At 33.2% G+C, this 23,215-nt stretch carries 16 protein-coding genes and 3 pseudogenes; 3 read left to right on the forward strand and 16 right to left on the reverse strand.

The window, feature by feature from the left end:
* Positions 1–34: 34 nt before the first annotated feature.
* From P5P89_RS18545 to glyA, 6 genes and pseudogenes are all read right to left on the reverse strand, one after another.
* Positions 35–1,233: pseudogene (locus tag P5P89_RS18545) on the reverse strand (alanine dehydrogenase).
* A gap of 81 nt (positions 1,234–1,314) precedes the next feature.
* Positions 1,315–1,788, reverse strand: coding sequence for a GNAT family N-acetyltransferase (locus tag P5P89_RS18550; protein WP_278009648.1), 474 nt, complete (start codon positions 1,786–1,788; stop codon positions 1,315–1,317).
* 22 nt (positions 1,789–1,810) lie between these two features.
* Positions 1,811–2,218: a tRNA (adenosine(37)-N6)-threonylcarbamoyltransferase complex ATPase subunit type 1 TsaE gene (gene tsaE / locus P5P89_RS18555; RefSeq protein ID WP_278009649.1), complete on the reverse strand. Its 408-nt coding sequence runs from the start codon at positions 2,216–2,218 to the stop codon at positions 1,811–1,813.
* Positions 2,219–2,288: 70 nt separating this feature from the next.
* Positions 2,289–3,841 (reverse strand): annotated as a pseudogene (gene porX / locus P5P89_RS18560) (T9SS response regulator signal transducer PorX).
* Between the two features lie 106 nt (positions 3,842–3,947).
* Positions 3,948–4,541 carry a MiaE family protein gene (locus tag P5P89_RS18565; RefSeq protein WP_243234424.1) on the reverse strand — a complete coding sequence of 198 codons (594 nt, stop codon included), beginning with the start codon at positions 4,539–4,541 and terminating at the stop codon, positions 3,948–3,950.
* A 130-nt stretch (positions 4,542–4,671) separates the two neighbouring features.
* Positions 4,672–5,946: a serine hydroxymethyltransferase gene (gene glyA, locus P5P89_RS18570; protein WP_278009650.1), complete on the reverse strand. Its 1,275-nt coding sequence runs from the start codon at positions 5,944–5,946 to the stop codon at positions 4,672–4,674.
* A gap of 108 nt (positions 5,947–6,054) precedes the next feature.
* On the opposite strand from glyA, the gene fahA reads away from it, so the two are divergent.
* Positions 6,055–7,338 (forward strand): fumarylacetoacetase, encoded by a 1,284-nt coding sequence (gene fahA, locus P5P89_RS18575; RefSeq protein WP_223683404.1) that lies wholly within the window; start codon positions 6,055–6,057, stop codon positions 7,336–7,338.
* Between the two features lie 115 nt (positions 7,339–7,453).
* Here the strand turns inward: fahA and P5P89_RS18580 are convergent, their stop codons facing one another.
* Positions 7,454–8,494: an agmatine deiminase family protein gene (locus P5P89_RS18580; RefSeq protein WP_278009651.1), complete on the reverse strand. Its 1,041-nt coding sequence runs from the start codon at positions 8,492–8,494 to the stop codon at positions 7,454–7,456.
* Between the two features lie 588 nt (positions 8,495–9,082).
* Here P5P89_RS18580 and P5P89_RS18585 point away from each other — a divergent pair.
* Positions 9,083–10,357, forward strand: a complete 1,275-nt coding sequence (locus tag P5P89_RS18585) for an OmpA family protein (protein WP_278009652.1) — start codon at positions 9,083–9,085, stop codon at positions 10,355–10,357.
* Between the two features lie 83 nt (positions 10,358–10,440).
* Here the strand turns inward: P5P89_RS18585 and P5P89_RS18590 are convergent.
* The 4 genes and pseudogenes from P5P89_RS18590 to P5P89_RS18605 form a co-directional block, all read right to left on the reverse strand.
* Positions 10,441–11,329, reverse strand: a pseudogene (locus P5P89_RS18590) (carbon-nitrogen hydrolase).
* A 159-nt stretch (positions 11,330–11,488) separates the two neighbouring features.
* Positions 11,489–12,550 (reverse strand): hypothetical protein, encoded by a 1,062-nt coding sequence (locus tag P5P89_RS18595; protein WP_278009653.1) that lies wholly within the window; start codon positions 12,548–12,550, stop codon positions 11,489–11,491.
* A complete protein-coding gene (locus tag P5P89_RS18600) occupies positions 12,534–13,070 on the reverse strand; it encodes an anti-sigma factor (protein ID WP_278009654.1) in 537 nt (178 codons plus the stop codon). Before P5P89_RS18600 ends, P5P89_RS18595 begins: the two co-directional genes overlap by 17 nt.
* Positions 13,054–13,623 carry an RNA polymerase sigma factor gene (locus P5P89_RS18605; RefSeq protein ID WP_278009655.1) on the reverse strand — a complete coding sequence of 190 codons (570 nt, stop codon included), beginning with the start codon at positions 13,621–13,623 and terminating at the stop codon, positions 13,054–13,056. Before P5P89_RS18605 ends, P5P89_RS18600 begins: the two co-directional genes overlap by 17 nt.
* Positions 13,624–13,911: 288 nt before the next feature.
* Here P5P89_RS18605 and lon point away from each other — a divergent pair, with 288 nt between their 5' ends.
* Positions 13,912–16,365, forward strand: coding sequence for an endopeptidase La (lon, locus tag P5P89_RS18610; RefSeq protein WP_278009656.1), 2,454 nt, complete (start codon positions 13,912–13,914; stop codon positions 16,363–16,365).
* Between the two features lie 94 nt (positions 16,366–16,459).
* Here lon and recQ read toward each other — a convergent pair whose 3' ends face one another.
* The 5 genes from recQ to aroB all read right to left on the reverse strand — a co-directional run bounded on the left by recQ (position 16,460) and on the right by aroB (position 22,965).
* Positions 16,460–18,577, reverse strand: coding sequence for a DNA helicase RecQ (gene recQ, locus P5P89_RS18615; RefSeq protein WP_278009657.1), 2,118 nt, complete (start codon positions 18,575–18,577; stop codon positions 16,460–16,462).
* Positions 18,578–18,714: 137 nt separating this feature from the next.
* A complete protein-coding gene (locus P5P89_RS18620; RefSeq protein ID WP_278009658.1) occupies positions 18,715–19,125 on the reverse strand; it encodes a DNA primase in 411 nt (136 codons plus the stop codon).
* 7 nt (positions 19,126–19,132) lie between these two features.
* Positions 19,133–20,101 (reverse strand): deoxyhypusine synthase family protein, encoded by a 969-nt coding sequence (locus P5P89_RS18625; protein ID WP_278009659.1) that lies wholly within the window; start codon positions 20,099–20,101, stop codon positions 19,133–19,135.
* A 101-nt stretch (positions 20,102–20,202) separates the two neighbouring features.
* Positions 20,203–21,606 carry a type III PLP-dependent enzyme domain-containing protein gene (locus tag P5P89_RS18630; protein WP_223682891.1) on the reverse strand — a complete coding sequence of 468 codons (1,404 nt, stop codon included), beginning with the start codon at positions 21,604–21,606 and terminating at the stop codon, positions 20,203–20,205.
* Positions 21,607–21,897: 291 nt separating this feature from the next.
* Positions 21,898–22,965: a 3-dehydroquinate synthase gene (aroB, locus tag P5P89_RS18635; RefSeq protein WP_278009660.1), complete on the reverse strand. Its 1,068-nt coding sequence runs from the start codon at positions 22,963–22,965 to the stop codon at positions 21,898–21,900.
* Between the last annotated feature and the right edge of the window lie 250 nt (positions 22,966–23,215).

Consider the following 23,215-nt stretch of genomic DNA (forward strand, 5'->3'; position numbering starts at 1 on the left):
ATTATATTTTTTGCAAAGGTACGCTAAAGTTGTTTTAGAAAACAAGTAAATTGATATCGTTATCAGGTAAATCAAACCATTCCCCAATTGCTTTATTAGTCAGTATTCCGTGGTATAAATAGATTCCGTTTTTTAACCCTTTATTGCATCTGATAGCACTTTCCAAACCGCCATCTTCAGCTATCTGAAGAAGATAAGGAGTAATTATATTGCTTATTGAAAGTGAAGCTGTTTTGGAATATCTTGAGGGTATATTAGGTACGCAATAATGTAAAACATTACTTTTTATAAAAGTTGGCTTTTCGTGGGTTGTTACTTCAGAGGTTTCGAAACAGCCTCCCATATCAATACTTACATCGACAATTACAGCCCCCTTTTTCATATGTTCGACCATAGTTTCAGTAACTATAATCGGACAGCGTTCTTTTCCCCGCATGGCACCAATAGCTACGTCACAACGTCTCAAGGCTTTTAATAATGCTTTCTGTTGGATAGTAGAGGTGAAAATTCGCTGGTTCAGATTGTTTTGTAAACGACGTAATTTGGTAATTGAATTATCAAATACTTTTACATTAGCACCTAAACCAATAGCAGTTTTTGCAGCAAATTCACCTACTGTTCCGGCACCTAAAATAACAACATCAGTAGGAGGAACACCTGTAATGTTTCCAAATAAAAGTCCTTTTCCAAATTCATTTGTAATCATCAGCTCGGCAGCAACCAGAATAGAAGCTGTACCGGCAATTTCGCTTAATGATTTCACGGCAGGATAGGAACCGTCTTCATCTTTAATATATTCAAAAGCAAGTGCAGTAATTTTTTTTGAGCTAAAGCTTCAAAATAAGCTTTCTTTTTAGTTTTTAACTGGATAGCAGATATGATTGTCGTTTCAGGATTAATCATTTTGATTTCTGCCAAAGTAGGTGGTTCAACTTTCAGTAATAATGGACAACCAAAAACTTTTTTAGTATCATTAGTAACTTCTGCACCTGCATCACTGTATTCTTTATCCGAATAGCTGGAACTCTCACCTGCACCTGATTCAATCATAACACGATGTCCTGCATATGTCAATGAATTTACAGCATCGGGTGTTAAGCAAATACGACGTTCCTGATAACTTGTTTCTTTTGGGATACCTATAAAAAGTTCTCTTTTTTGGCGGCCAATTTCAAGTTTTTCTTCTTGTGGCAACAATTGCTGTTTGGTAAATGGGGTTAAGGTTATTGACATGTGTGATGCAAGAATTAAGAGTACAAATTACGTAAAAAGTTTTAAAATTAGTAAAATATTCTGCGAATATTGAATTAGCAGTTAAACTATCATTTTTTCCATTTTAATATTGGCTCTTTCGTAAAGTCCCTCTTCAAGGACAACTTCGACAAAACCAAACTTTTTATATAAATGAATTGCGGGTAATAAAATTCGATTTGAATATAAAATTAACTTTTTGATGTTATTTTCTTTGGCTATGGCAAAGGCATGAAGAAGCAATTTATTACCAATTCCAAGTCCCTGGGCTTTGTCTGAAACCGCCATTTTGCTCAATTCAAAATTTTCAGCATCAATTTTCATTAAGGAAACCGTGCCAAGGATTTCATTATTAAGTTTAGCATAAAAAATCATTCCGCCTTTGGCTATAATCTCTTCCTGCGGATTGGAAAGTACTAATTCGTCCTTTTCTTCTACTCTGAAATATTTTGTCAGCCATTCAAGATTCAACGTTTTAATGTATTCTTTCAATTCAGGTGAAAAAGGAATTATTTCTATGATATTTTGGTGATTCATTGTTAAAATAGCATTCGTTGGATTAAATTAACTCTAAGTTTCTTCTACCATCTGCCTTTAATTGAATATTAACTATAGAATGCTCCTCCGGAATCAAACCAGCAATTTTTTCAGACCATTCGATAAAACACCAGTTTCCGGAATATAAATAATCATCTACACCCATATCAAGTGCTTCAGTTTCTTTATTAAGCCGGTAAAAATCAAAATGATAAACAATTTGATTATTAGAGGTGTAATACTCATTAACTAAAGAAAAAGTAGGGCTGCTTGTAGCGTCTTTAATTCCTAGAGTTTTGCATAATTCTTTAATCAAAGTAGTTTTTCCAACACCCATTTCACCATTAAAAAGAATGATTTTTTTGGGATTTCGAGCAATAATTTTTTTGGCTACTTCCTGAATCTGATCTAATGAAAAAACGATATTCATTGGTTTGTATTTCTTTATTTGAATTAGTCCCGGAATTATGTAATTATAAAACCGGGACTGAAATTGTTTTTTATTTTGGGTTAAATACCAAAAATGGAATAATCATTTCTTCAAGCGAAATTCCGCCATGCTGGTAGGTGTTTTTATAATAACTAACATAGTGATTGTAATTGTTTACATAGGCCAAAAACAGATCATTTTTTGCAAAAATAAAAGAACTGCTCATGTTTATAGCTGGCAAGCCTATAGTTTTTGGTTCTTTTACTACATAAACATCTTTTTGTTCGTAAGTTAAGCTGCGCCCAGTTTTGTAACGTAAATTCAAGCTTGTGTTTTTATCCCCAACAACTTTTGAAGGGTTTTTTACGTTTATGGTTCCGTGATCTGTTGTCAGGATTAATTTAAAACCTAAAAGTTGTGCCTGTTGAATTATTTCAAGTAAAGGTGAGTTTTTAAACCAGCTTAAAGTGAGGGAACGATAAGCCTTATCGTCTGAAGCAAGCTCTTTTACAACTTCCATTTCAGTTTTGGCATGCGACAACATGTCTACAAAATTATAAACAACAGTTACTAAATCATTTCCTTTTAAAGCTTTGAAGTTCTCAGCCAGCTTTTTACCACCTGAATAATTGGTGATTTTGAAATAATCTTCCTTTATATTGAGTCCTAAACGTTTTAATTGAGCGCTAAGGAACTCGGCTTCATAAAGATTTTTTCCGCCTTCTTCTACATCATTTTTCCAATATTCAGGAAATTGTTTTTCCATTTCAACCGGCAGTAAACCAGAAAAAATAGCATTTCTGGCATATTGTGTAGCGGTTGGAAGTATAGAGAAATAAGGAACCTCTTTTTCTAACTTGTAATAATTGGATATTACGGTTTCAAAAGATTTCCACTGGTCGTAACGCAAATTATCAATAACAACAAACAAGACAGGTTTGTCTTTCTTTTTCAGTTCCGGAACGACTAATTCTTTAAATAAGTTGTGTGACTGAATTGGTTTGTCTGCTTTGGGAGCAAACCAGTCTTCGTAATTTCGTTCGATATACTTACCAAATTGCGAATTGGCTTCAACTTTTTGCGATTCCAGGATTTCAATCATCGCCTGATCGTTAATGTTTTCAAGCTCTAATTCCCAGAACAGCAATTTTTTATATAATTCAACCCAGTCTTCATAAGAATTTACCATTGCTAATTCCATAGAAATTTTTCTGAATTCTTTTTGGTAATCCAAAGTCGTTTTTTCAGAAATTAATCTGGAATGATCAAGGTTTTTCTTTAAGCTTAGAAGAATCTGATTCGGATTTACTGGTTTTATCAGGTAATCGGCAATTTTAGATCCAATTGCTTCTTCCATGATGTATTCTTCTTCACTTTTGGTAATCATAATCATAGGAATAGCAGACTTTTTTTCTTTCATTTCAGAAAGTGTTTCAAGACCACTCATTCCGGGCATATTTTCATCTAAAAAAACGATGTCGAAATTTTCTTCTTCAAAAAGCCCAATTGCATCGAGCCCGTTATTGCAGGTTGTAACTGAATAATTTTTTTCTCCAGAAATAATATATGAGGTTTTAAAAGATCGATTTCATCATCGACCCAAAGTATTTTTATTTTATCCATAATCATAATTGACTTTAATTTTACTGCAATTTAAAAGTCTAGAACTTAAAAAGTATTAAAAATAGTATAAAATTAAATGATCAGTTGTAATTATTTATGTAAAGTATCATCCGTGAATGGTTTCACCTTTGCCATAGTTTGTAATTATAGATTCTTCAAAAGCAAGCCATTCTCTCCAGCGTTTTTCAACGTCAATTCCGGTGCCATATTTACGTGCGTATGTGATGAAAGTAGTGTAATGCCCGGCCTCGCTTTCCATTAATTCTCTGTAAAAAACAGCCAGTTCTTCATCCTGAATATTTTCAGAAAGTACTTTAAAGCGTTCACAGCTTCTGGCTTCAATCATTGCTGAAAATAATAATCTCTCAACAAGACCTGAAACACGGCTTCCGTCTCCGCTTTTCTTCATGTACTGGTATAATTCATTCACATAATCATCTTTACGTTCACGTCCTAGTTTTAATCCTCTTTTAATGATAATGTTATGAACTTGTTCGAAATGATCAATTTCTTCTTTGGCTAAAGCTAATAAATCCTGCACTAAATCCTGATGTTCAGAATTATTGGTTATAATTGTAATTGCATTTGTAGCTGCTTTTTGCTCGCACCAAGCGTGATCGGTTAAGATTTCTTCTATGTTTTTCTCAACAATATTAACCCATCTTGGGTCGGTTGGCAATTGTAATCTAAGTACGCCCATATGTTTATTTTGTTTTATTTGTTTCAGGTTTCAGGTTCTTTTAGGAACGAAAAAAGTTTAAAGTTTTGTTTTACGTTTTCTTACGCGTTACAAAACTTTAAACTTGAAACCTTTAAAAATGAAACTATAATTAGTAAACGAAAATTGGTCTTTCGCTCATCATTTCATTTACTTCATTAGCTACTTCTTCGATAAGAGCTTCGTTTGTATGATCAGCAAGTACTTTATCGATTAAAGCGACGATAGTTTCCATATCTTTTTCTACTAAACCACGAGTAGTGATTGCAGCTGTTCCAACGCGTATCCCTGAAGTTACAAAGGGTGATTTATCATCAAATGGAACCATGTTTTTATTTACTGTAATTTCTGCTTTTACCAATGCATTTTCAGCATCTTTTCCTGAAATATTTTTATTTCTTAGGTCAATTAACATCATGTGGTTGTCTGTTCCGCCAGAGATAATGTTGTATCCCCTTTTTACGAAAGCATCTGCCATAGCATTAGCATTTTTTTGTAATTGCATTGCATAAGTGAAGAACTCATCTTTTAAAGCTTCACCAAAAGCAACAGCTTTAGCAGCGATAATGTGCATCAAAGGTCCTCCCTGATTTCCTGGGAAAACAGCTAAATCCAATAAAGCAGACATCATTCTGATTTCCCCTTTTGGCGTTTTTAATCCCCAAGGATTTTCGAAATCTTTACCCATTAAAATCAAACCACCTCTTGGTCCACGTAATGTTTTGTGGGTTGTAGTAGTTACAATATGACAATGTGGAATTGGGTCGTTCAATAATCCTTTTGCAATTAAACCTGCAGGGTGAGAAATATCAGCCATCAAAATTGCACCAACGCTGTCAGCGATAACTCTGAAACGTTCAAAATCCATATCACGAGAGTAAGCAGAAGCTCCAGCTATGATTAATTTTGGCTGCTCTTTAGTAGCAATTTCCTGAATTTTATCGTAATCCAATCTTCCTGTTTCTTTGTCTACACCGTAAAATACAGGGTTGTAAACACGGCCTGAAAAATTTACAGGAGAACCGTGAGTAAGGTGACCACCATGTGATAAATCGAATCCTAAAATTTTATCGCCCGGCTGTAAACAAGCGTGAAAAACAGAGGCATTAGCCTGAGAACCAGAGTGAGGTTGTACGTTGGCATATTCAGCACCAAATAATTCTTTAGCTCTGTCAATAGCAATCTGTTCAATAACGTCAACTACTTCGCAACCGCCGTAGTATCTTTTGCCAGGATATCCTTCAGCATATTTATTTGTTAAAACTGAACCAGCAGCTTCAATTACTTCATCACTTACGAAGTTTTCAGAAGCAATAAGTTCTAATCCGTGAATTTGTCTGTCTTGTTCCTCTAGTATAAGGTCAAAAATTTGTTCGTCGCGTTGCATTTTTTCGTTTTTCGTTAATTTCCTGCAAAAATACAAAAAAACGTTTGTGAAACTGTTAGATTATGATATATTTGACATAGATTTTTTCAACAAATAATTAACATTCACATGCCAATAACCGCCAACGATACCAAAAGAAAATCATGGTTGGATGTACCAGAGAATAGTGATTTCCCTATTCAGAATATTCCATTCGGTGTATTTCTTACCAAAGAAAATGTCGTTACTGTAGGGACGAGAATTGGCGATTACGCTATAGATTTAGGGGCTTTACAACAATTAAACTATTTTGAAGGAATAGACTTAACAGATGATATGTTTATGCAGGATACGCTAAATGATTTTATTTCTGACGGAAAAAAAACATGGCGACTAGTCCGAAACCGTATTGCAGATATTTTTGATGAAACAAATCCTCAGCTTAGAGATTCAGAAAAAGACCGTGATGTTGTTATTTTTAAGATTGAAGATGTAGAGATGCAATTGCCGGTTTTAATTGGCGATTACACTGATTTTTATTCCAGTAAAGAACATGCTACAAACGTAGGAAAAATGTTTCGTGATCCTGAAAATGCTTTATTGCCAAACTGGCTGCATATTCCGGTTGGATACCACGGAAGAAGTTCTACTATTGTTCCGTCCGGAATTCCTGTTCACAGGCCAATGGGGCAGATTTTGCCAGCGGGAGAAAAATACCCGGTTTTTGGTCCGTCGCGTCTGGTCGATTTTGAATTAGAAACTGCTTTTATTACTACTGATGTAAATGTAATGGGCGAAAATATTTCGACTTATGAAGCAGAAGATTATATTTTTGGAATGGTTTTATTGAATGACTGGAGTGCGCGAGATATACAAAAATGGGAGTATGTACCACTTGGTCCTTTTCTGGCAAAGAGTTTCGCAACATCAATTTCTCCTTGGATTGTAACTATGGATGCATTAGAACCTTTCAGGACTAAAGGGCCTAAGCAGGATCCGACACCTCTACCTTATTTGCAAACGAAAGGAAAGAAAGCATTTGATATTCATCTGGAAGTTTTACTTAAACCGGAGGATCAGGAAGAAACAGTCGTTTCCAAATCAAACTTTAAATATTTATACTGGTCTATGAGTCAGCAGTTGGCACATCATACTTCTAATGGATGTCGTGTAAACTCTGGTGATATGATGGGATCAGGAACTATTTCCGGACCAACGCCTGATAGTTTTGGTTCAATGTTAGAATTAACATGGGGAGGCAAAAATCCAATCAAATTAAAAGATGGAAGCGAACGTAAATTTATCGAAGATAATGATACAGTAATAATAAGAGGTTTTTGTGAAAATGCAGAGGTTCGAATTGGTTTTGGAGAAGTTTGCAGCCAGTTGTTACCACCTTTTGTAAGGCCATGAAGAGAAATAAAAAATTATCTTAAAATAGGATAGGAGATAATACTAAAAAAAATGCCTCAAAGAAGTTATTCTTTTTTTAGGCATTTTTTTTAATAAATTAAGAATATATTATATGTTAAGCAGGAATCTGTTGGCTCAAACAATGTAAAGTTCCAAATCCCCAGATAAAATCGATACAGCTTATTCCAATTACTTCGCGACCCGGAAAGCATTGTGCTAAAATATTCAAAGCGATACGATCGTTACTGTCATTGAAGGTTGGTACTAAAACACAATTATTCAAAATTAGGAAATTAGCATAACTTGCCGGCAATCTTAAATCTTCGAAATCTACACGTTTTGGCATTGGCAATGCAACTATTGTTGGTGATTTTCCATCTTCTAATTTTGCATTCTGAAGTCTTTTCAAATTATCCTGTAAAGGCTTATAATTTGAATCGTTTTTGTCAGTCTCTACAATCGTTACAATAGTATCTTCATTTACAAATCGGCATAAATCATCTATATGTCCATGGGTATCATCACCTTCAATTCCGTCTCCAAGCCATATTACATTAGTTACGCCAAGATATTCTTTAAAAACGGCTTCATAATCTTGTTTGGTAAAACCTGGATTTCGAACCTGAATTTTAGGGTGCATCAGGCATTCTTCAGAAGTTAGTAAGGTTCCCTTTCCATTTACATCAATTGCACCTCCTTCAACAATTACTGGCTTCCCTTTATACGTTACCTGAGTTAACGGAATATCAATAAAATCAGCTACTTTACCCGGGACAAATTTGTCTAACTGATAATTTGTATATTTTGCCCATCCATTAAAATTGAAATTTAAAGCTTCTCTTTTAGAACCATTTTTTACAATAATCGGTCCTGAATCACGCATCCAGCTTCTGTTTGTTTTATGAATAATAAAAGAAATATTTCCAATATTAACCCGTGCTCTTTCGAGCATTTCAAACACTTTTCCTTTTAATTTTTCATCAGCTACAACTAAAAATACAGTTTCGAAAATCGCTACTTTTTTAATAAATTCAACAAAAGCCCATTGAACTGCTTCATATTTACCAGGCCAATCGTTTCCATTATGAGGAAAACATAGTAAAATGCCCTGTTGCTTCTCCCATTCTGCCGGAAATCGTCTATTATCTAATTTCATAAAAGTTTTCTAAATTAAAAGAGTACAAAGATAAGCATTCATTAGTATTATGAAACATTATAGGAATTTTGAATTTAAATTTACACGTAAGCTCTTGTAATTCAGTGAATAATTCAAAAAAAGTGTTTTAGAAATCAAATGTTTGTAAATAATAATCAATTATACTTTTTTTATTAATATTTTATTAAAGATATATGGTTGATAATTTTTAAGAAAAAAACATTTTATTTTAAAAAAAAACATTAATTTTACCCTTGATAATTTAACAAATTTCTATTTAAGTTTACTGATTTTTATGTTAAAGTTATAGAAAAATATATCGATTTAAAGAATTCATTGCTTTTTCTTGATCTATAAGCTAATAATTGAAATTAATTTGTTATTTGAAATATCCCGCCCCAAGTTGTTTTAAAAAAGCTAAACCTTCAATAATTCCCCGCATAGCCTAATGTATGGGAATTATATAAAAATTCTGAAAAGGAATAGAAAGCTTTTTTTATATGGTTAACATAATTTTGCTCTGAGTTTTTAACGACTCATAAGTTAAAATTCACCGTTAAAATGTAAAATTTAAAACACTTAAATATCATGAAAAAAAAATTAGCTTCCTTAACTTTTTTATTTCTTTCATTTTTTGCAAATGCGCAAAATGAAACAGTAACTTCAACTGAACCTTACGATAATAAACCTTCATATAATAAATGGTCTATCGAATTAAATGGTGGTTTAACTAAGCCAGCAAGAGCATTAACCCCAGGTTACTATACCGAATTTTTTAATCTTAATTCTTTTCACGCTGATTTAGGGGTAAGATATATGTTCAATCCTAAATTTGGTCTTAAGTTAGATTTTGGATATGACCAATTTCAAAACAGTGATAATAATGGTTCATTAGATTTTAAAAGCAGATATATTAGAACAGATTTACAAGGAGTCATAAACCTAGGAAGAGCTTTAAATTTTGAAACTTGGACAAATACCTTCGGTTTATTAGTTCATGGTGGACTTGGAGCTTCTCAACTTGCCAGTAAGACAGGTTTTGATGGCGAAGACTATATGATTAATGGGATTTTAGGATTAACAGCTCAGGTAAGATTAAGTGACAGAGTTGCATTGACTGGGGATCTTACCGGAATTGTTCATGCCCAACAAAATTGGAATTTTGATGGAATGGGATCTGCACCAACAGGTGTTTTTGATGGAGGTTTGGTAAACGCATCTTTAGGATTAACATTTTATTTAGGTAAAAATCAAAAACATGCTGACTGGGTTGGAGAAGAAGACAGATATGATGATTTAGAAAAAAGAGTAGCATTACTTGAAACAGGTGTTTTAGATACAGATAAAGACGGAGTGGCTGATTTGTATGATTTAGAACCAAATTCAATTGCAGGTGTTGCTGTCAATACGAAAGGACAATCTATTGATAATAATCAAAATGGTGTTCCTGACGAATTAGAAAGTTACTTAGAAAAAACTTATGGTCAAAAAAGTGGTGGTGTTCAGACAAACAGCACAGTAGAACAATTGATCAACGATGGATATGTAAATGTATATTTTGACTTCAATTCTACTAAACCAACTACTGCATCTTTATCTGGTATTGATTTCTTAGTAAAATATTTGAAAAATAATCCAAATAAAACAGCAGACGTAGTAGGGTATGCTGATGAAATTGGAAGTTCAAGTTATAATGTTGAATTGTCAAGAAAAAGAGCAGAGGCTGTTAAGCAAATTGCTATAAATGCAGGAATTGATGCTTCAAGATTAAATGTAATTGCTAATGGAGAAGATACTTCTGTAAATAAAAAATCAAAAGAGGCTCGTCAAATCGTGAGAAGAGTTTCTTTCCAGGTGAAATAAATAAGATACTTATTAATAACAAAATGCTGTTTCAAAATATATTTGAAACAGCATTTTTTATTTTATAAAAAATATAGAATTGATTAATCAATTGCTCTTTTAGTAATATCTCCAAATGCATCAATTCTTCGGTCTCTGAAAAACGGCCAGTTTTGACGAACGTTTTCCTGTAGATCCAAATCAACTTCAGCAATTAAAATTTCTTCCTGATCGTGTGATGCCTGTGCTAAAATTTCCCCTTGAGGACCAGCAATAAATGAAGCCCCCCAAAACTGAATTCCATCGGTTCCATCAATATATTGTTCAAGACCAATTCGGTTAGCGGCAGCAACAAAAACGCCATTTGCAACAGCATGACCTTTCATAACATTCATCCATGCACCATATTGGTTTTCTCCGTATTGCTCTTTTTCTTTTGGATGCCATCCAATTGCAGTAGGATAAAATAACACTTCGGCACCTTTTAAGGCTGTTATACGTGCTGCCTCAGGATACCATTGATCCCAGCAAATTAATGTCCCCACAGTTCCCTTTTTTGGTTTCAATAGCCTGAAAACCTAAATCACCAGGAGTGAAATAAAATTTTTCATAAAAATGCGGATCATCCGGGATATGCATTTTACGGTATAAACCAGCTTCGGTTCCGTCAGTATCAATAATATAGGCGCTATTATGGTAAATTCCTGCCATTCTTTTTTCGAAGAAAGGAACTATGATAACAACTCCTAGTTCTTTTGCTAATTCGCTAAACGCGATAAATGAAGTGCTGTAAAGAGGTTCTGCTAATGCAAAATTATCAACATCTTCACTCTGGCAGAAATAATGGCTGCTGTATAGCTCAGGCAGGAGTATAACTTCGGCACCTTTATTAGCGGCATCTTTTACCCAGGTGATACATTTTTTCAGATTATTTTCGGCTACGTCGTTAAGGTTTAACTGAACGACGGCTATTTTATATTTTCTTTTCGGCATGACATAAAATTTAGAGTGCAAAAATAGTAATTTTTTAAGCGAATGGCAAAGGCTGTCCTGAGTTCCTAAAAACTCAATTTCACTATCCTACATATAATAGAAAAAACACCAGCACTGATATACTGGTGTTTTACTGATTGAAAAACTGTTCTGAAAATATTATTGTTTTTTGATTAAGCTTACATTTCCGTAATTCGAATTAACATTGACTTTATTTTGGCCTTTTCTTTTGTTATAGCCACTTATTTTTTTTGAAGTGGATTTACTTTCAGTTGATGAAATATCTAAAGAATTATCCTTTTTAATATTTCCATATTTAGTATTTATATTAAAATCAAATGTATAATTGGTGTCGTATCCCAGAGAAACATCAGAATAGCCCGAATTGATATTTACATTATTAGCTTTTTCTGTAATTATTCCAACGTTTATTTTGCTGTAATTGGCGTCAATATTTATATTATTTGAAATTTCTGCAACATTGATTGTAAGGTAATTACCAGATCCTGAGAGTGAGTTTATTTTTTGAAATTTAAAATTTCCGTAATTACAGTCGTATTTAATGGTTTGACCATCAGAAATGGCTAAATCTGTATAATTTGTATCTAAAGTTAAATTTCCGGAATCATTTATTTTTAAACCTGAATAATATGCCTGAATAATTCCGTTTTTAATGTAATCAATTGCTGAGTTTTGGCAATATTCAATTTTAATGCGATTGTTAGGGCCGTTTAACTTTCCAAGAGTGATTTTTCCGTACTTGCAGGAAATATCCGTTGTTGATTCTAAAGCAAGTGCAGTAATATTGCCATATTTATTATTTAGTTTTACTGTGCCGTTTTTTGGAATTTTAATTATGTAATTGATTTCGAAACTGTTGCTGCTTCCTTTGACTTTTAAAGTTGAACTTCCAATTTTCGTAATTGCTGTAACCATCGATTTTAGCGCATTTATATCAACGTCGATGCTATTTAATTTTTCGTTTACCCAATTTTCGTTTCCACCGGTAACTTTTATAGTAATGTCAAAGTCAATTTTATCTTCATCCCAGGTTGATACAGTGATGTTTCCGTACTTATTATCAATATCAATTCCTGCATTTGGGTTAACAATAAAGGTTTTTTTAATGTTTTTTTGCTTTGAAATAAAAGTATCATCATTTGAAAATCCTGTAAGAGGAATTAAAATGAATAAAATTAATATGTTAAAATGTTTCGTCATGAGTAGTGTTTTTTAAATTTTCATTTTCTTCTATACGCTGTAAAACCGTCTGTAAAAAAGATATTCGGGTTTGCAGGTTGCTGATCATTGCATAAATGATTTGCTTATTCTCGCCATTTTTCTGAAGCTCTTTTATAATTTTTTCATAATCGGCATCAAAAACTTTCATTTGTTTTAAAGCATCATTTATAATTTGTTCGTTCTCCGGAGAGCTTTTTTCCTGTAGTTTAACTAATTCTTTTTCAATTAAAATACTAAAAATTGAATCGGTTTGTTTGGTCTCTTTTGATGCAAATTTAAATTCCTTAGGTTTTTCATTATTGTTGTAAAAAACAGACACACCTAATAAAATCACTATTGAGGAGGCAATTGCCCAAACCGAATAATTATTTCTCTTAGGTTGTTTTTTGTTCAGTTTATTTAAAAAATCCATCTGATGACCAGAATTCATTTCCTGTATATCCCATTGATTTTCAAATTTTTTAAATAATTTGTCTAAGTCGTCATTTTCCTTTTTCATATATCTCTTCTATTTTTTTTCGTAAACATTCTTTAGCCCTGCTTAATGTAGTCCTGCAATTTGCATAACTGATATTTAAAATTTCGCTAATTTCTTCCTGATCATACCCTTCAATATAAAAGAGTGTTAAAATCATTCGGTAATTATCCTTTAAACCCGCAATGGCATCCAGGACTTGTTTCACTTTAAGTGAATTCAAATCAATACTTTCAGATAATAATGTATCCTTTTCTTCTATTTTGTAAAGCGTTTTGTTCAGATCTTCCATCTGAAAAGCATTGTTTTTTTTGTAAAAATCGATGCTGTGATTCACAATGATTTTTTTGAGCCATGCTCCAAATGCAACTTCCTGTTTATAATCGTTAATTTTGGTAAAAGCTCTCAAAAAACCTTCCTGCATGACGTCTTGTGCAAAATGTTCATCTTTTACAATTCTGTAAGCCACATTGTACATAGCCTTGCAATAGCGATTGTAAATTTCAAATTGTGCTTTTTGATTATTTTCTTTACAAAGTTTGATTAACTCTTCGATATTTTGATTGGTTGTGCTCAAGTAATAATTGCTGGTTTATTATAATGACTTTGCCTTTTTGGATTTGTTACAGTTTTGGTAAAATTAATTTTATTTTTTTGGAGAATGTATATCATGTTGACATCAAATAGTTTTTACGATTTAAAATTCAAATAAAAATGTCTTTGTTTTTGGCATAATGATTGTCTATTTTTATCACCTGATTTTCAAAGGCAATCTGAAGCATGTTTTTTACTTAAATACTGCTTTCTTAACTTGTGTTTGATATTGGAACAAACCTTTTAATGACAAAACGACTTATATATTATTATGTCAAATCATAAAATACTAACTATTGACAATCTGTCACTTCAGGAATTTGACTCGGAGGCAGAATTAATTCCATTATTAACTCCGGAAGACGAGGAGGAAATGAACAATGAAGAGCTTCCTGTCTCGCTTCCAATTTTACCTTTAAGAAATACAGTTTTATTTCCTGGTGTTGTTATTCCTATTTCTGCAGGAAGGGATAAATCGATAAAATTAATCAACGATGCCAATGCCGGTGAAAAAATTATTGGCGTTGTTTCTCAGATTAATGAAGAAGACGAAGATCCGTCTAAAGATGATATTCACAAAATAGGTACTGTTGCCAGAATCCTGCGTGTTTTAAAAATGCCTGACGGGAATGTTACCGTTATTTTACAAGGAAAAAAACGTTTCGAGATTAATGAAGTTGTTTCAGAAGAGCCTTATCTGACTGCCACAATTCAAGAAGTTTCTGAAGAACGTCCTGATGATAATGATACAGAATTTACAGCTATTTTAGATTCTGTAAAAGAGTTAGCGATTCAGATTATTAAAGAAAGTCCAAACATTCCGTCTGAAGCTACATTTGCAATTAAAAACATTGAAAGTCAGTCGTTTTTAATCAATTTTGTTTCTTCTAACATGAATTTGACTGTAAAAGAGAAACAAGGTCTTTTATCAATAAATGGATTGAAAGAACGTGCATTGGAAACGCTGCGTTATATGAATATTGAGCTTCAGAAATTAGAACTGAAGAATGATATTCAGTCAAAAGTTCGTTTTGATTTAGATCAGCAGCAACGTGAATATTTCCTTCATCAGCAAATGAAAACCATTCAGGAAGAATTGGGAGGCGTTTCACAGGAGGAAGAAATGGACGAAATGGGGCAGAAAGCGAAAACCAAAAAATGGGACGAAAAGACGCAGCAACATTTCGAAAAAGAATTATCAAAAATGCGCAGAATGAATCCGCAGTCGCCTGACTTTGGAATTCAGCGTAATTACCTGGAATTGTTTTTAGAGTTGCCATGGGGCGAATATTCCAAAGATAAATTTGATTTAAAACATGCTCAAAAAATATTAGATAAAGATCATTTCGGTCTTGATGAAGTTAAGAAAAGAATGATTGAACATTTGGCTGTTTTGAAGCTTCGCAATGATATGAAGTCACCAATTATATGTTTAACAGGACCTCCGGGTGTTGGAAAAACATCTATTGGACGTTCTGTTGCAGAGGCTCTAGGACGTGAGTATGTTCGTATTTCACTAGGCGGTTTACGTGACGAAGCAGAAATTCGCGGACATAGAAAAACTTATATCGGTGCAATGCCGGGCCGAATTATTCAAAGTTTGAAAAAGGCCGGAACTTCAAATCCTGTTTTTATTCTGGATGAAATCGATAAATTATCGAGTGGGAACAGTGGTGATCCGTCTTCAGCTTTATTAGAAGTTTTAGATCCAGAGCAGAACAATGCTTTTTATGATAATTTCCTTGAAATGGGTTATGATTTGTCTAAAGTGATGTTTATTGCAACTTCAAATAATATGGGGGCTATTCAGCCAGCGTTACGGGACAGAATGGAAGTGATTAAAATGTCCGGTTATACGATTGAAGAAAAAGTTGAGATTGCCAAAAGACACCTCTTCCCAAAACAATTAGAAGCACATGGATTAACAGCCAAAGATTTAACAATTGGTAAAAAGCAATTGGAAAAAATTGTTGAGGGTTATACACGTGAGTCTGGTGTTCGTAACTTGGAAACCAAAATTGCTCAGGTAATCCGTAACGCCGCAAAAGCAGTTGCGATGGAAGAAGAATATAACAAAAAAGTTACTGATGAAGATATTGTAAAGGTTTTGGGCGTACCAAGACTGGAACGTGACAAATATGAAAACAATGATATTGCCGGAGTAGTTACTGGACTTGCGTGGACAAGTGTAGGAGGAGATATTTTGTTTATAGAGTCTTTGATTTCTGAAGGAAAAGGTTCCTTAAGTATTACAGGGAATTTAGGAACTGTGATGAAAGAATCGGCTACAATTGCTTTGGAATATATTAAAGCAAATGCGAAAAAATTAGGACTAGATATTGCTTTGTTTCAAAAATACAATATTCACTTACACGTACCTGAAGGGGCTACTCCAAAAGACGGACCAAGTGCAGGTATAGCTATGCTGACTTCCCTTGTTTCTTTATTAACTCAAAAAAAGGTAAAGAAAAGTTTAGCCATGACAGGTGAAATTACGCTTCGTGGAAAAGTTTTACCGGTTGGCGGAATTAAAGAGAAAATCTTAGCGGCAAAAAGAGCTGGTATTAAAGAAATCATCTTATGTCACGAAAACAAATCTGATGTTGATGAAATTAAAGCAGAATATTTAGAAGGGCTTATTTTTCATTATGTGAAAGAAATGAGTGAAGTATTGACGCTTGCATTGACAGATCAGAATGTAAAGAATGCTAAGACATTGAAATAAAATTTCATAGTTAAATTCCAAAAATTAAAATCCAAATTCCAATTTGAAACATTCAGATTGGAATTTGGATTTTTTTATTGTTACTTTTTAATCTTTATTGATTATTTTTCTCCAGTACAGCAAGTCCAAAACGAATTTTATCATATCCCATTCTTTCTTCAAAGTGGTCAAAATAAGGTTTTAAAGCATTTGGGTTTTGAAGTTCGACTTGTGCTTTTTGTAATTGTTCAACTTCTTTATCAGAGATAAACTGGCTCGCATCAATAGCAGCGCCATCCAGATATAGTTTTGCCAAATGTGAAATTATAGTTGAAATTCCTAAACTTCTTGTTTCAGCAATTTCTTCAACACTAACTCCTTTTTGAAATAATTCTAAGGTTGTTTTATAAGTACTGTTTTCTTTTTTAGACTTCTTATTTATCTTTTTATTTTTTTGAAATTCTATAATGGCATTTATAAAATCAGAGCCGTACTTTTCAAGTTTTGCTTTTCCAACCCCGTCAATGGCCAGGAATTCTTGATCACTCATTGGGCGTAAAGTTTCCATTTGTCTCAATGCGGCATCACTAAAAATTACATAAGCCGGGACTTCATCTTTTTGAGCAATTTCGTAACGTAATTTTCTAAGGATTTCAAAAAGAGAACCTTCAACTGTTTTGACTTTGCTTTTTGCTTCTTTGATTTCTTTTTTATCAATTACTTTTTTAATAACCGTTGTCAGTTTTACTTTTTCACCTTCAAATAAAACTTTTTTGGCAAAAGGAGTCAGTAAAATTCTGTTGTGCTGATGAAAAGCAATTTCACAATAACCTAAGTTTATCAACTGTATCAAATATTGGTTCCAGTCATACCAGGAAATGTCAGCTCCGATTCCGTACGTTTTTAATTCCTGATAGTTTTTTTCGTAAATGTAAGCGTTTTTTGAACCTCTTAAAAAATCTACAATTACTGCTAAAGGCTCAGATTCCTTTAAACGGGTAATGGCTGATAACGCTTTTTGCGCCAAAATTGTACCGTCGAAAAAAGTTGGTGGATTTTTGCAAATATCACAATTACCACAGTCCTCTGTCACTAATTCACCAAAATAAGAGAGTAGGATTTTCCTTCTACAGCTCAATGCATCGGCATACTGCTTCATTCGGTCTAGTTTGGCCAGCTGCACATCAGAATTCAAACCTTCTGAGGCAAATTTCTGAAGCTGAATCACATCAGCATAGCTTTCAAACAAAACAGTTTCAGCGGGTAATCCATCACGGCCGGCACGTCCAATTTCCTGATAATAGCCTTCAATGTTTTTTGGCAAATTGTAATGAATAACCCAGCGAACATTCGATTTGTCAATTCCCATTCCGAAAGCAATTGTTGCACAAACAACCTGACAGTCGTCATTTATAAACTCATCCTGGGTTTTAGCGCGAACAGTATTATCGAGTCCAGCGTGATATGCTTTTGCAGTAATGCCGCTTTTTTTTAGTTTCTCTGCTAATTCTTCCGTTGTTTTTCTACTAAGACAATAAATAATACCGGATTCGTTTGGTTTATTTTCTACAAAATCAATTATTTGTTTCACACGGTCAAGTGCCGGACGAACTTCAAGACTTAAATTTTTTCTATCAAATGAAGCTATAAAAGTTTTCGAGTTTTTTAAATTTAATTGTTTTGTAATATCAGTACGTGTTGCTTTGTCTGCTGTAGCGGTCAAAGCTAGTATTGGAGTAGAAGGGAAGCGGTTTTTTAAATAGCCTAAATTGGTGTAAGCCGGACGGAAATCATGTCCCCATGAAGAAATGCAATGCGCTTCGTCAATAGCGATAAGGCTGATTGTTAATTCGTTAAATATTACATCCAGATAGGATAAACTTTCCGGAGCAATATAAACTAATTTGAAAGTATTTGATTTTAAATTATCGATATAAAATTGCTGTTCTTCGGATGATTGGCTGCTATTGATGTAACAAGCTGAAATTCCGTTAGTCTTTAAACTATCCACCTGGTCTTTCATCAATGCAATCAATGGAGAAATAACAATTGTGATTCCGGGAAAAATCAAAGCTGGAAGCTGAAAACATATTGATTTACCTCCTCCGGTAGGCATAATAGCCAACGTGTCCTGACCAGACAATATTGTATTTATGATGTTTTCCTGGTTTGGTCTGAATTTTTCAAAACCAAAATTTTCTTTTAATCTGGCGTGTAATATTTCTGGATTCATTCGGCTTATATTTTTTTCAAATATAAATTAAAAAATAATATTTTTCTTATATTTTTTTTTAAGCTTGTCGTTAGTTATGAAAGAATAAAAAAAGGAACCCGAATAGAGTTCCTTTAAATTTATTTTAAATAAATGAATTAATCTTCATCCTCCTCGTCGTCATCGTCATCTGAAACATCATCTTTATCTTCATCGTCATCGTCATCATCGTCTCCACCATCTGTATCAGGTTTATCAATATTGTCGTCATCCTCGTCATCGTCACTATCGTCATCAAGATCAATTCCTTTTACAGGTTCGATTGTATCAACATCAAGATCGATATCATCATCTTCGTCATAATTTTCGATTCTGTCTGCAAGTTTAGTACTAATTTTTACTAAATAAATAGTGTCTTCAGTGCGAACTTCAACAGCTTCGACTAATTCGTTTTTAGCATTTCTGAAACGAATAACATCCGAATCATCATAACCGTCAGGAAATTTTTCAACCAAAAGGTTTAAAATTTCGTTGGTAAGTTTGGCGTAGTCTACTATAACTCTTTTCATAAATATCCTATAAATCTAATAAATAAGCAAAAATTAACGGAGCAACAATTGTGGCATCCGACTCAATAATAAATTTAGGGGTTTTAATATCTAATTTACCCCAAGTAATTTTTTCGTTTGGAACTGCTCCTGAATATGAACCGTAACTGGTTGTAGAATCAGAAATCTGGCAGAAATAACTCCAGAAAGGAACATCATGCATTTCCATATCCTGATATAACATTGGAACTACACAAATTGGAAAATCTCCAGCAATACCACCGCCGATTTGGAAGAAACCAATTCCATTTCCACTATTTTTAGTATACCAATCAGCAAGGAATGTCATGTATTCAATACCGGATTTCATTGTTGACGCTTTTAAATCTCCTTTTATCACGTATGATGCGAAAATATTACCCATTGTACTATCTTCCCATCCCGGAACAATAATAGGTAAATTTTTCTCGGCAGCAGCATACATCCAGCTGTCTTTTAAATCAATTTCGTAGTATTCTTCTAAAACGCCGGATAACAACATTTTATACATGAATTCATGCGGAAAATAACGTTCTCCTTTATCATCTGCATCTTTCCAGATTTTATAAATGTGTTTTTGTAAACGACGGAATGCTTCATGTTCGGGAATACAGGTATCTGTAACACGATTCAATCCTCTTTCAAGTAAGGCCCATTCGTCTTCCGGTGTCAAATCACGATAGTTTGGCACTCTTTCGTAATGAGAGTGTGCTACTAAGTTCATGATGTCTTCTTCTAAGTTAGCTCCGGTACATGAAATAATCTGAACTTTGTCCTGTCTGATTATTTCAGCAAAAATTTTACCAATTTCTGCAGTACTCATTGCGCCAGCCATACTTACCAGCATCTTTGCTCCGTTTGCCAATTGCTGTTCGTAGGCCTTTGCAGCATCAACCAGGGCAGCAGAGTTAAAGTGCAAGTAATGTTTTTCAATAAACTGACTGATTGGTCCTTTCATTTTTTTGTTTTTTTGTTTTTTTTTTGAATTAAGTTTAACCTTTTGGGTATACTGCAAATTAATAATTTTATAGCGATTAACTTTTAATTTGCAGATTTTTTTTATGCTTTTTTAGTATAACCTAAAATTTTTAAAACGTCGTCAGAAGTTTGCTGTTCAGAGAAAACTTCAGTTGCTAAAATTCCGTTTTCGTCACGATCAATTAAAATATGTTTAGGCTGTGGAATCAGACAGTGGTGTAAACCTCCATATCCACCAATAGTTTCCTGATATGCGCCTGTATTAAAGAAACCAATATACAACGGTTTTTCTTTGTTGTATTTTGGAAGATAAATGGCGTTCATATTTTGTTCAGAATTGTAATAGTCATCGCTGTCACAAGTTAGGCCTCCAAGTAAAACCCGCTCATAAGTATCATTCCAACGGTTCACCGCCAGCATAATAAAACGTTTGTTTATAGCCCATGTGTCAGGTAAAGTAGTAATGAATGACGAGTCAATCATATTCCATTTTTCCCTGTCATTTTGTTGTTTCTGATATAAAATCTGATAAATAGCACCGCCACTTTCACCTACTGTGAATGATCCGAATTCTGTAAAAATATTAGGAACATCTACTTCAGCTTCATCACAGGCAATTTTAATCTGATTGATAATTTCATCAATCATATATTGATAATCATATTCGAATGCCAGTGAATTTTTAATAGGGAATCCGCCTCCGATATTCAGGCCATCAAGGGTCGGGCACTCTTTCTTAAGTGCAATATATACTTTGATACATTTTACAAGCTCATTCCAATAATATGCAGTATCGTTTATTCCGGTATTAATGAAAAAGTGAAGCATTTTAAGCTCTAACTTGTCATTTTCCTGAATTTGTTTTTTATAAAAAGAAACGATGTTTTTATATCCAATACCTAATCTTGACGTATAAAATTCAAATTTTGGTTCTTCTTCAGCCGCAATACGGATTCCGATTTTGAATTTTCCTTTTATTTCTCCCTGAAGTAGATCAAGCTCCTCGTAGTTGTCAATAATCGGAATAGTATTTTTATGTCCGTTATTAATTAGTCTTGCAATATTGCTAATATATTCGTCCCTTTTAAATCCATTGCAAATTACATAAGTACTTTTATTGATCTTACCATTTTCAAGTAAATTTTCTACAATATTAATGTCAAAAGCAGATGATGTTTCTACGTGAATATTGTTTTTAAAAGCTTCATTCATAATGTATTCAAAATGAGAGCTTTTTGTACAATAGCAATAGTAATATTTTGCATCGTATTTGTTCTTTTCCATTGATTTTCTGAACCAGGCTTTTGCTTTGTTGATATTTTCAGAAATCTGTGGCAAATAGGTGAATTTTAAAGGAGTTCCGTATTGTTCAACTAATTTCATCAAATCGATATTGTGAAATAATAAGTTGTCTTTGTTTAGTTTGAACTCTTCCTGGGGAAAATAGTATGTTTGATTGATTAAGTCAGAATATTTTGTATTCATTTAGTCCAATATTTAGAATGTATTTTAATTTAGTAAACGTCTCTAAATCTTAATTCAAACCCTGATATTGGCAAATACAATTTCCAGTTTTTCGTGCTCTGCCTTTGAACATAAAAAAACGTCCAGACAAAACGGACTTTTGCTATTGTAAAAACGGTTCAACATCCTTAGTAAAGAACTGTTGAGGCGGTTTCGGTAAGAGCTGAAATGTCTTTGTCTGTTGTTTGTTTTCATTGTGGCAAATGTAAAAAATAATATATACCTAATGCAACGCTTTTACTTAAAAAAAGTTTAAGACTTATAATCATGAAACGCATCCAGAATTAATTTATTTTCAACAGATTGATTAATTTTTATCTTTCCGATGCCTTCAATAAGTGCAAACTGAATTAAACCGTACTCATTTTTTTTGTCGTGGATAAGTAATTCTAGTATCGGCTCGATGTCTTCTTCTTCAAATTTTACATCATCATAAATACCTTTAATTGCCGTTTTGATTTCGGCATATTCTTCAGCTGAAATGAGGTTTTTATGTAATGAAATATAACTTTCCAGAATCATTCCCACAGCAATGGCTTCACCATGAAGCAATGTTGTTTTATGTTCGCTTTCTAAAAAGTAGCCTTCGATAGCATGCCCTAAAGTATGCCCGAAATTTAATGCTTTGCGTATGTTTTTCTCAGTTGGATCCTGAATTACGATTTCATTTTTGATTTCAACAGAGCGATAAATCAGTTCATCAAAATCTGCGTAATCTATGGATTGTAAATCTAAAAATTGTTGCCAATACGCAGCATCATAGATAAGACCGTGTTTGAGCATTTCTGCCAGACCGGAACGCATTTCGCTTTGTGGTAAAGTTTCAAGATACTGCGTGTCAATCAAAACCATTTGAGGTACATTAATTACGCCAATCTGATTTTTAAGATTTCCTAAATCAACTCCGGTTTTTCCCCCAACAGAAGCATCTACCATAGATAATAAAGTGGTTGGAATATTGATGAAATTTACTCCGCGTTTAAATGTAGAAGCCACAAAACCTCCTAAATCTGTGACAACACCTCCGCCAAGATTAATGACAATTGATTTTCTGTCTGCACCTAATTCGGTGAGTACATTCCATACTTCAATACAGGTTTCGATATTTTTATTGGCTTCTCCAGATTCAAATTCTATAATTTCAATTGTCAAATTGGTTTCCAGTAAAGGCAAAAATTTAGGCAAACAATGCTCATTTGTTTTATCATCAACAATAATAAAAATAGTAGAGTATTTATTCTCTTTTAAATGGTTGTTTAAAGCTTCGTATGCATTTTGGTTAAAATGGACTAAATAATTATTTGCTTGAATAGATTGCATAATTCTTTGGTTAATTGAATCCGCAAAATAAGGCATTTTAAACTAAATAATATTCAAAACCTGAGTCTAATTTGTTTAAAAAATGAGCTTTGATATTAATTCAGGCAGAATTTCTGATTGGCGATACTGCAAAAATATTTGGTTGATTTTTTTGCTTATTCCTTATAATAGATTAATAAAGACTTGATATTTATAATTCTAGCTGTTATGTTATAATTTTTTAAAAATATAGTTGTTTTGTTAAATAATA

It is taken from the genome of Flavobacterium gyeonganense (assembly GCF_029625295.1).
Lineage (GTDB): Bacteria > Bacteroidota > Bacteroidia > Flavobacteriales > Flavobacteriaceae > Flavobacterium > Flavobacterium gyeonganense.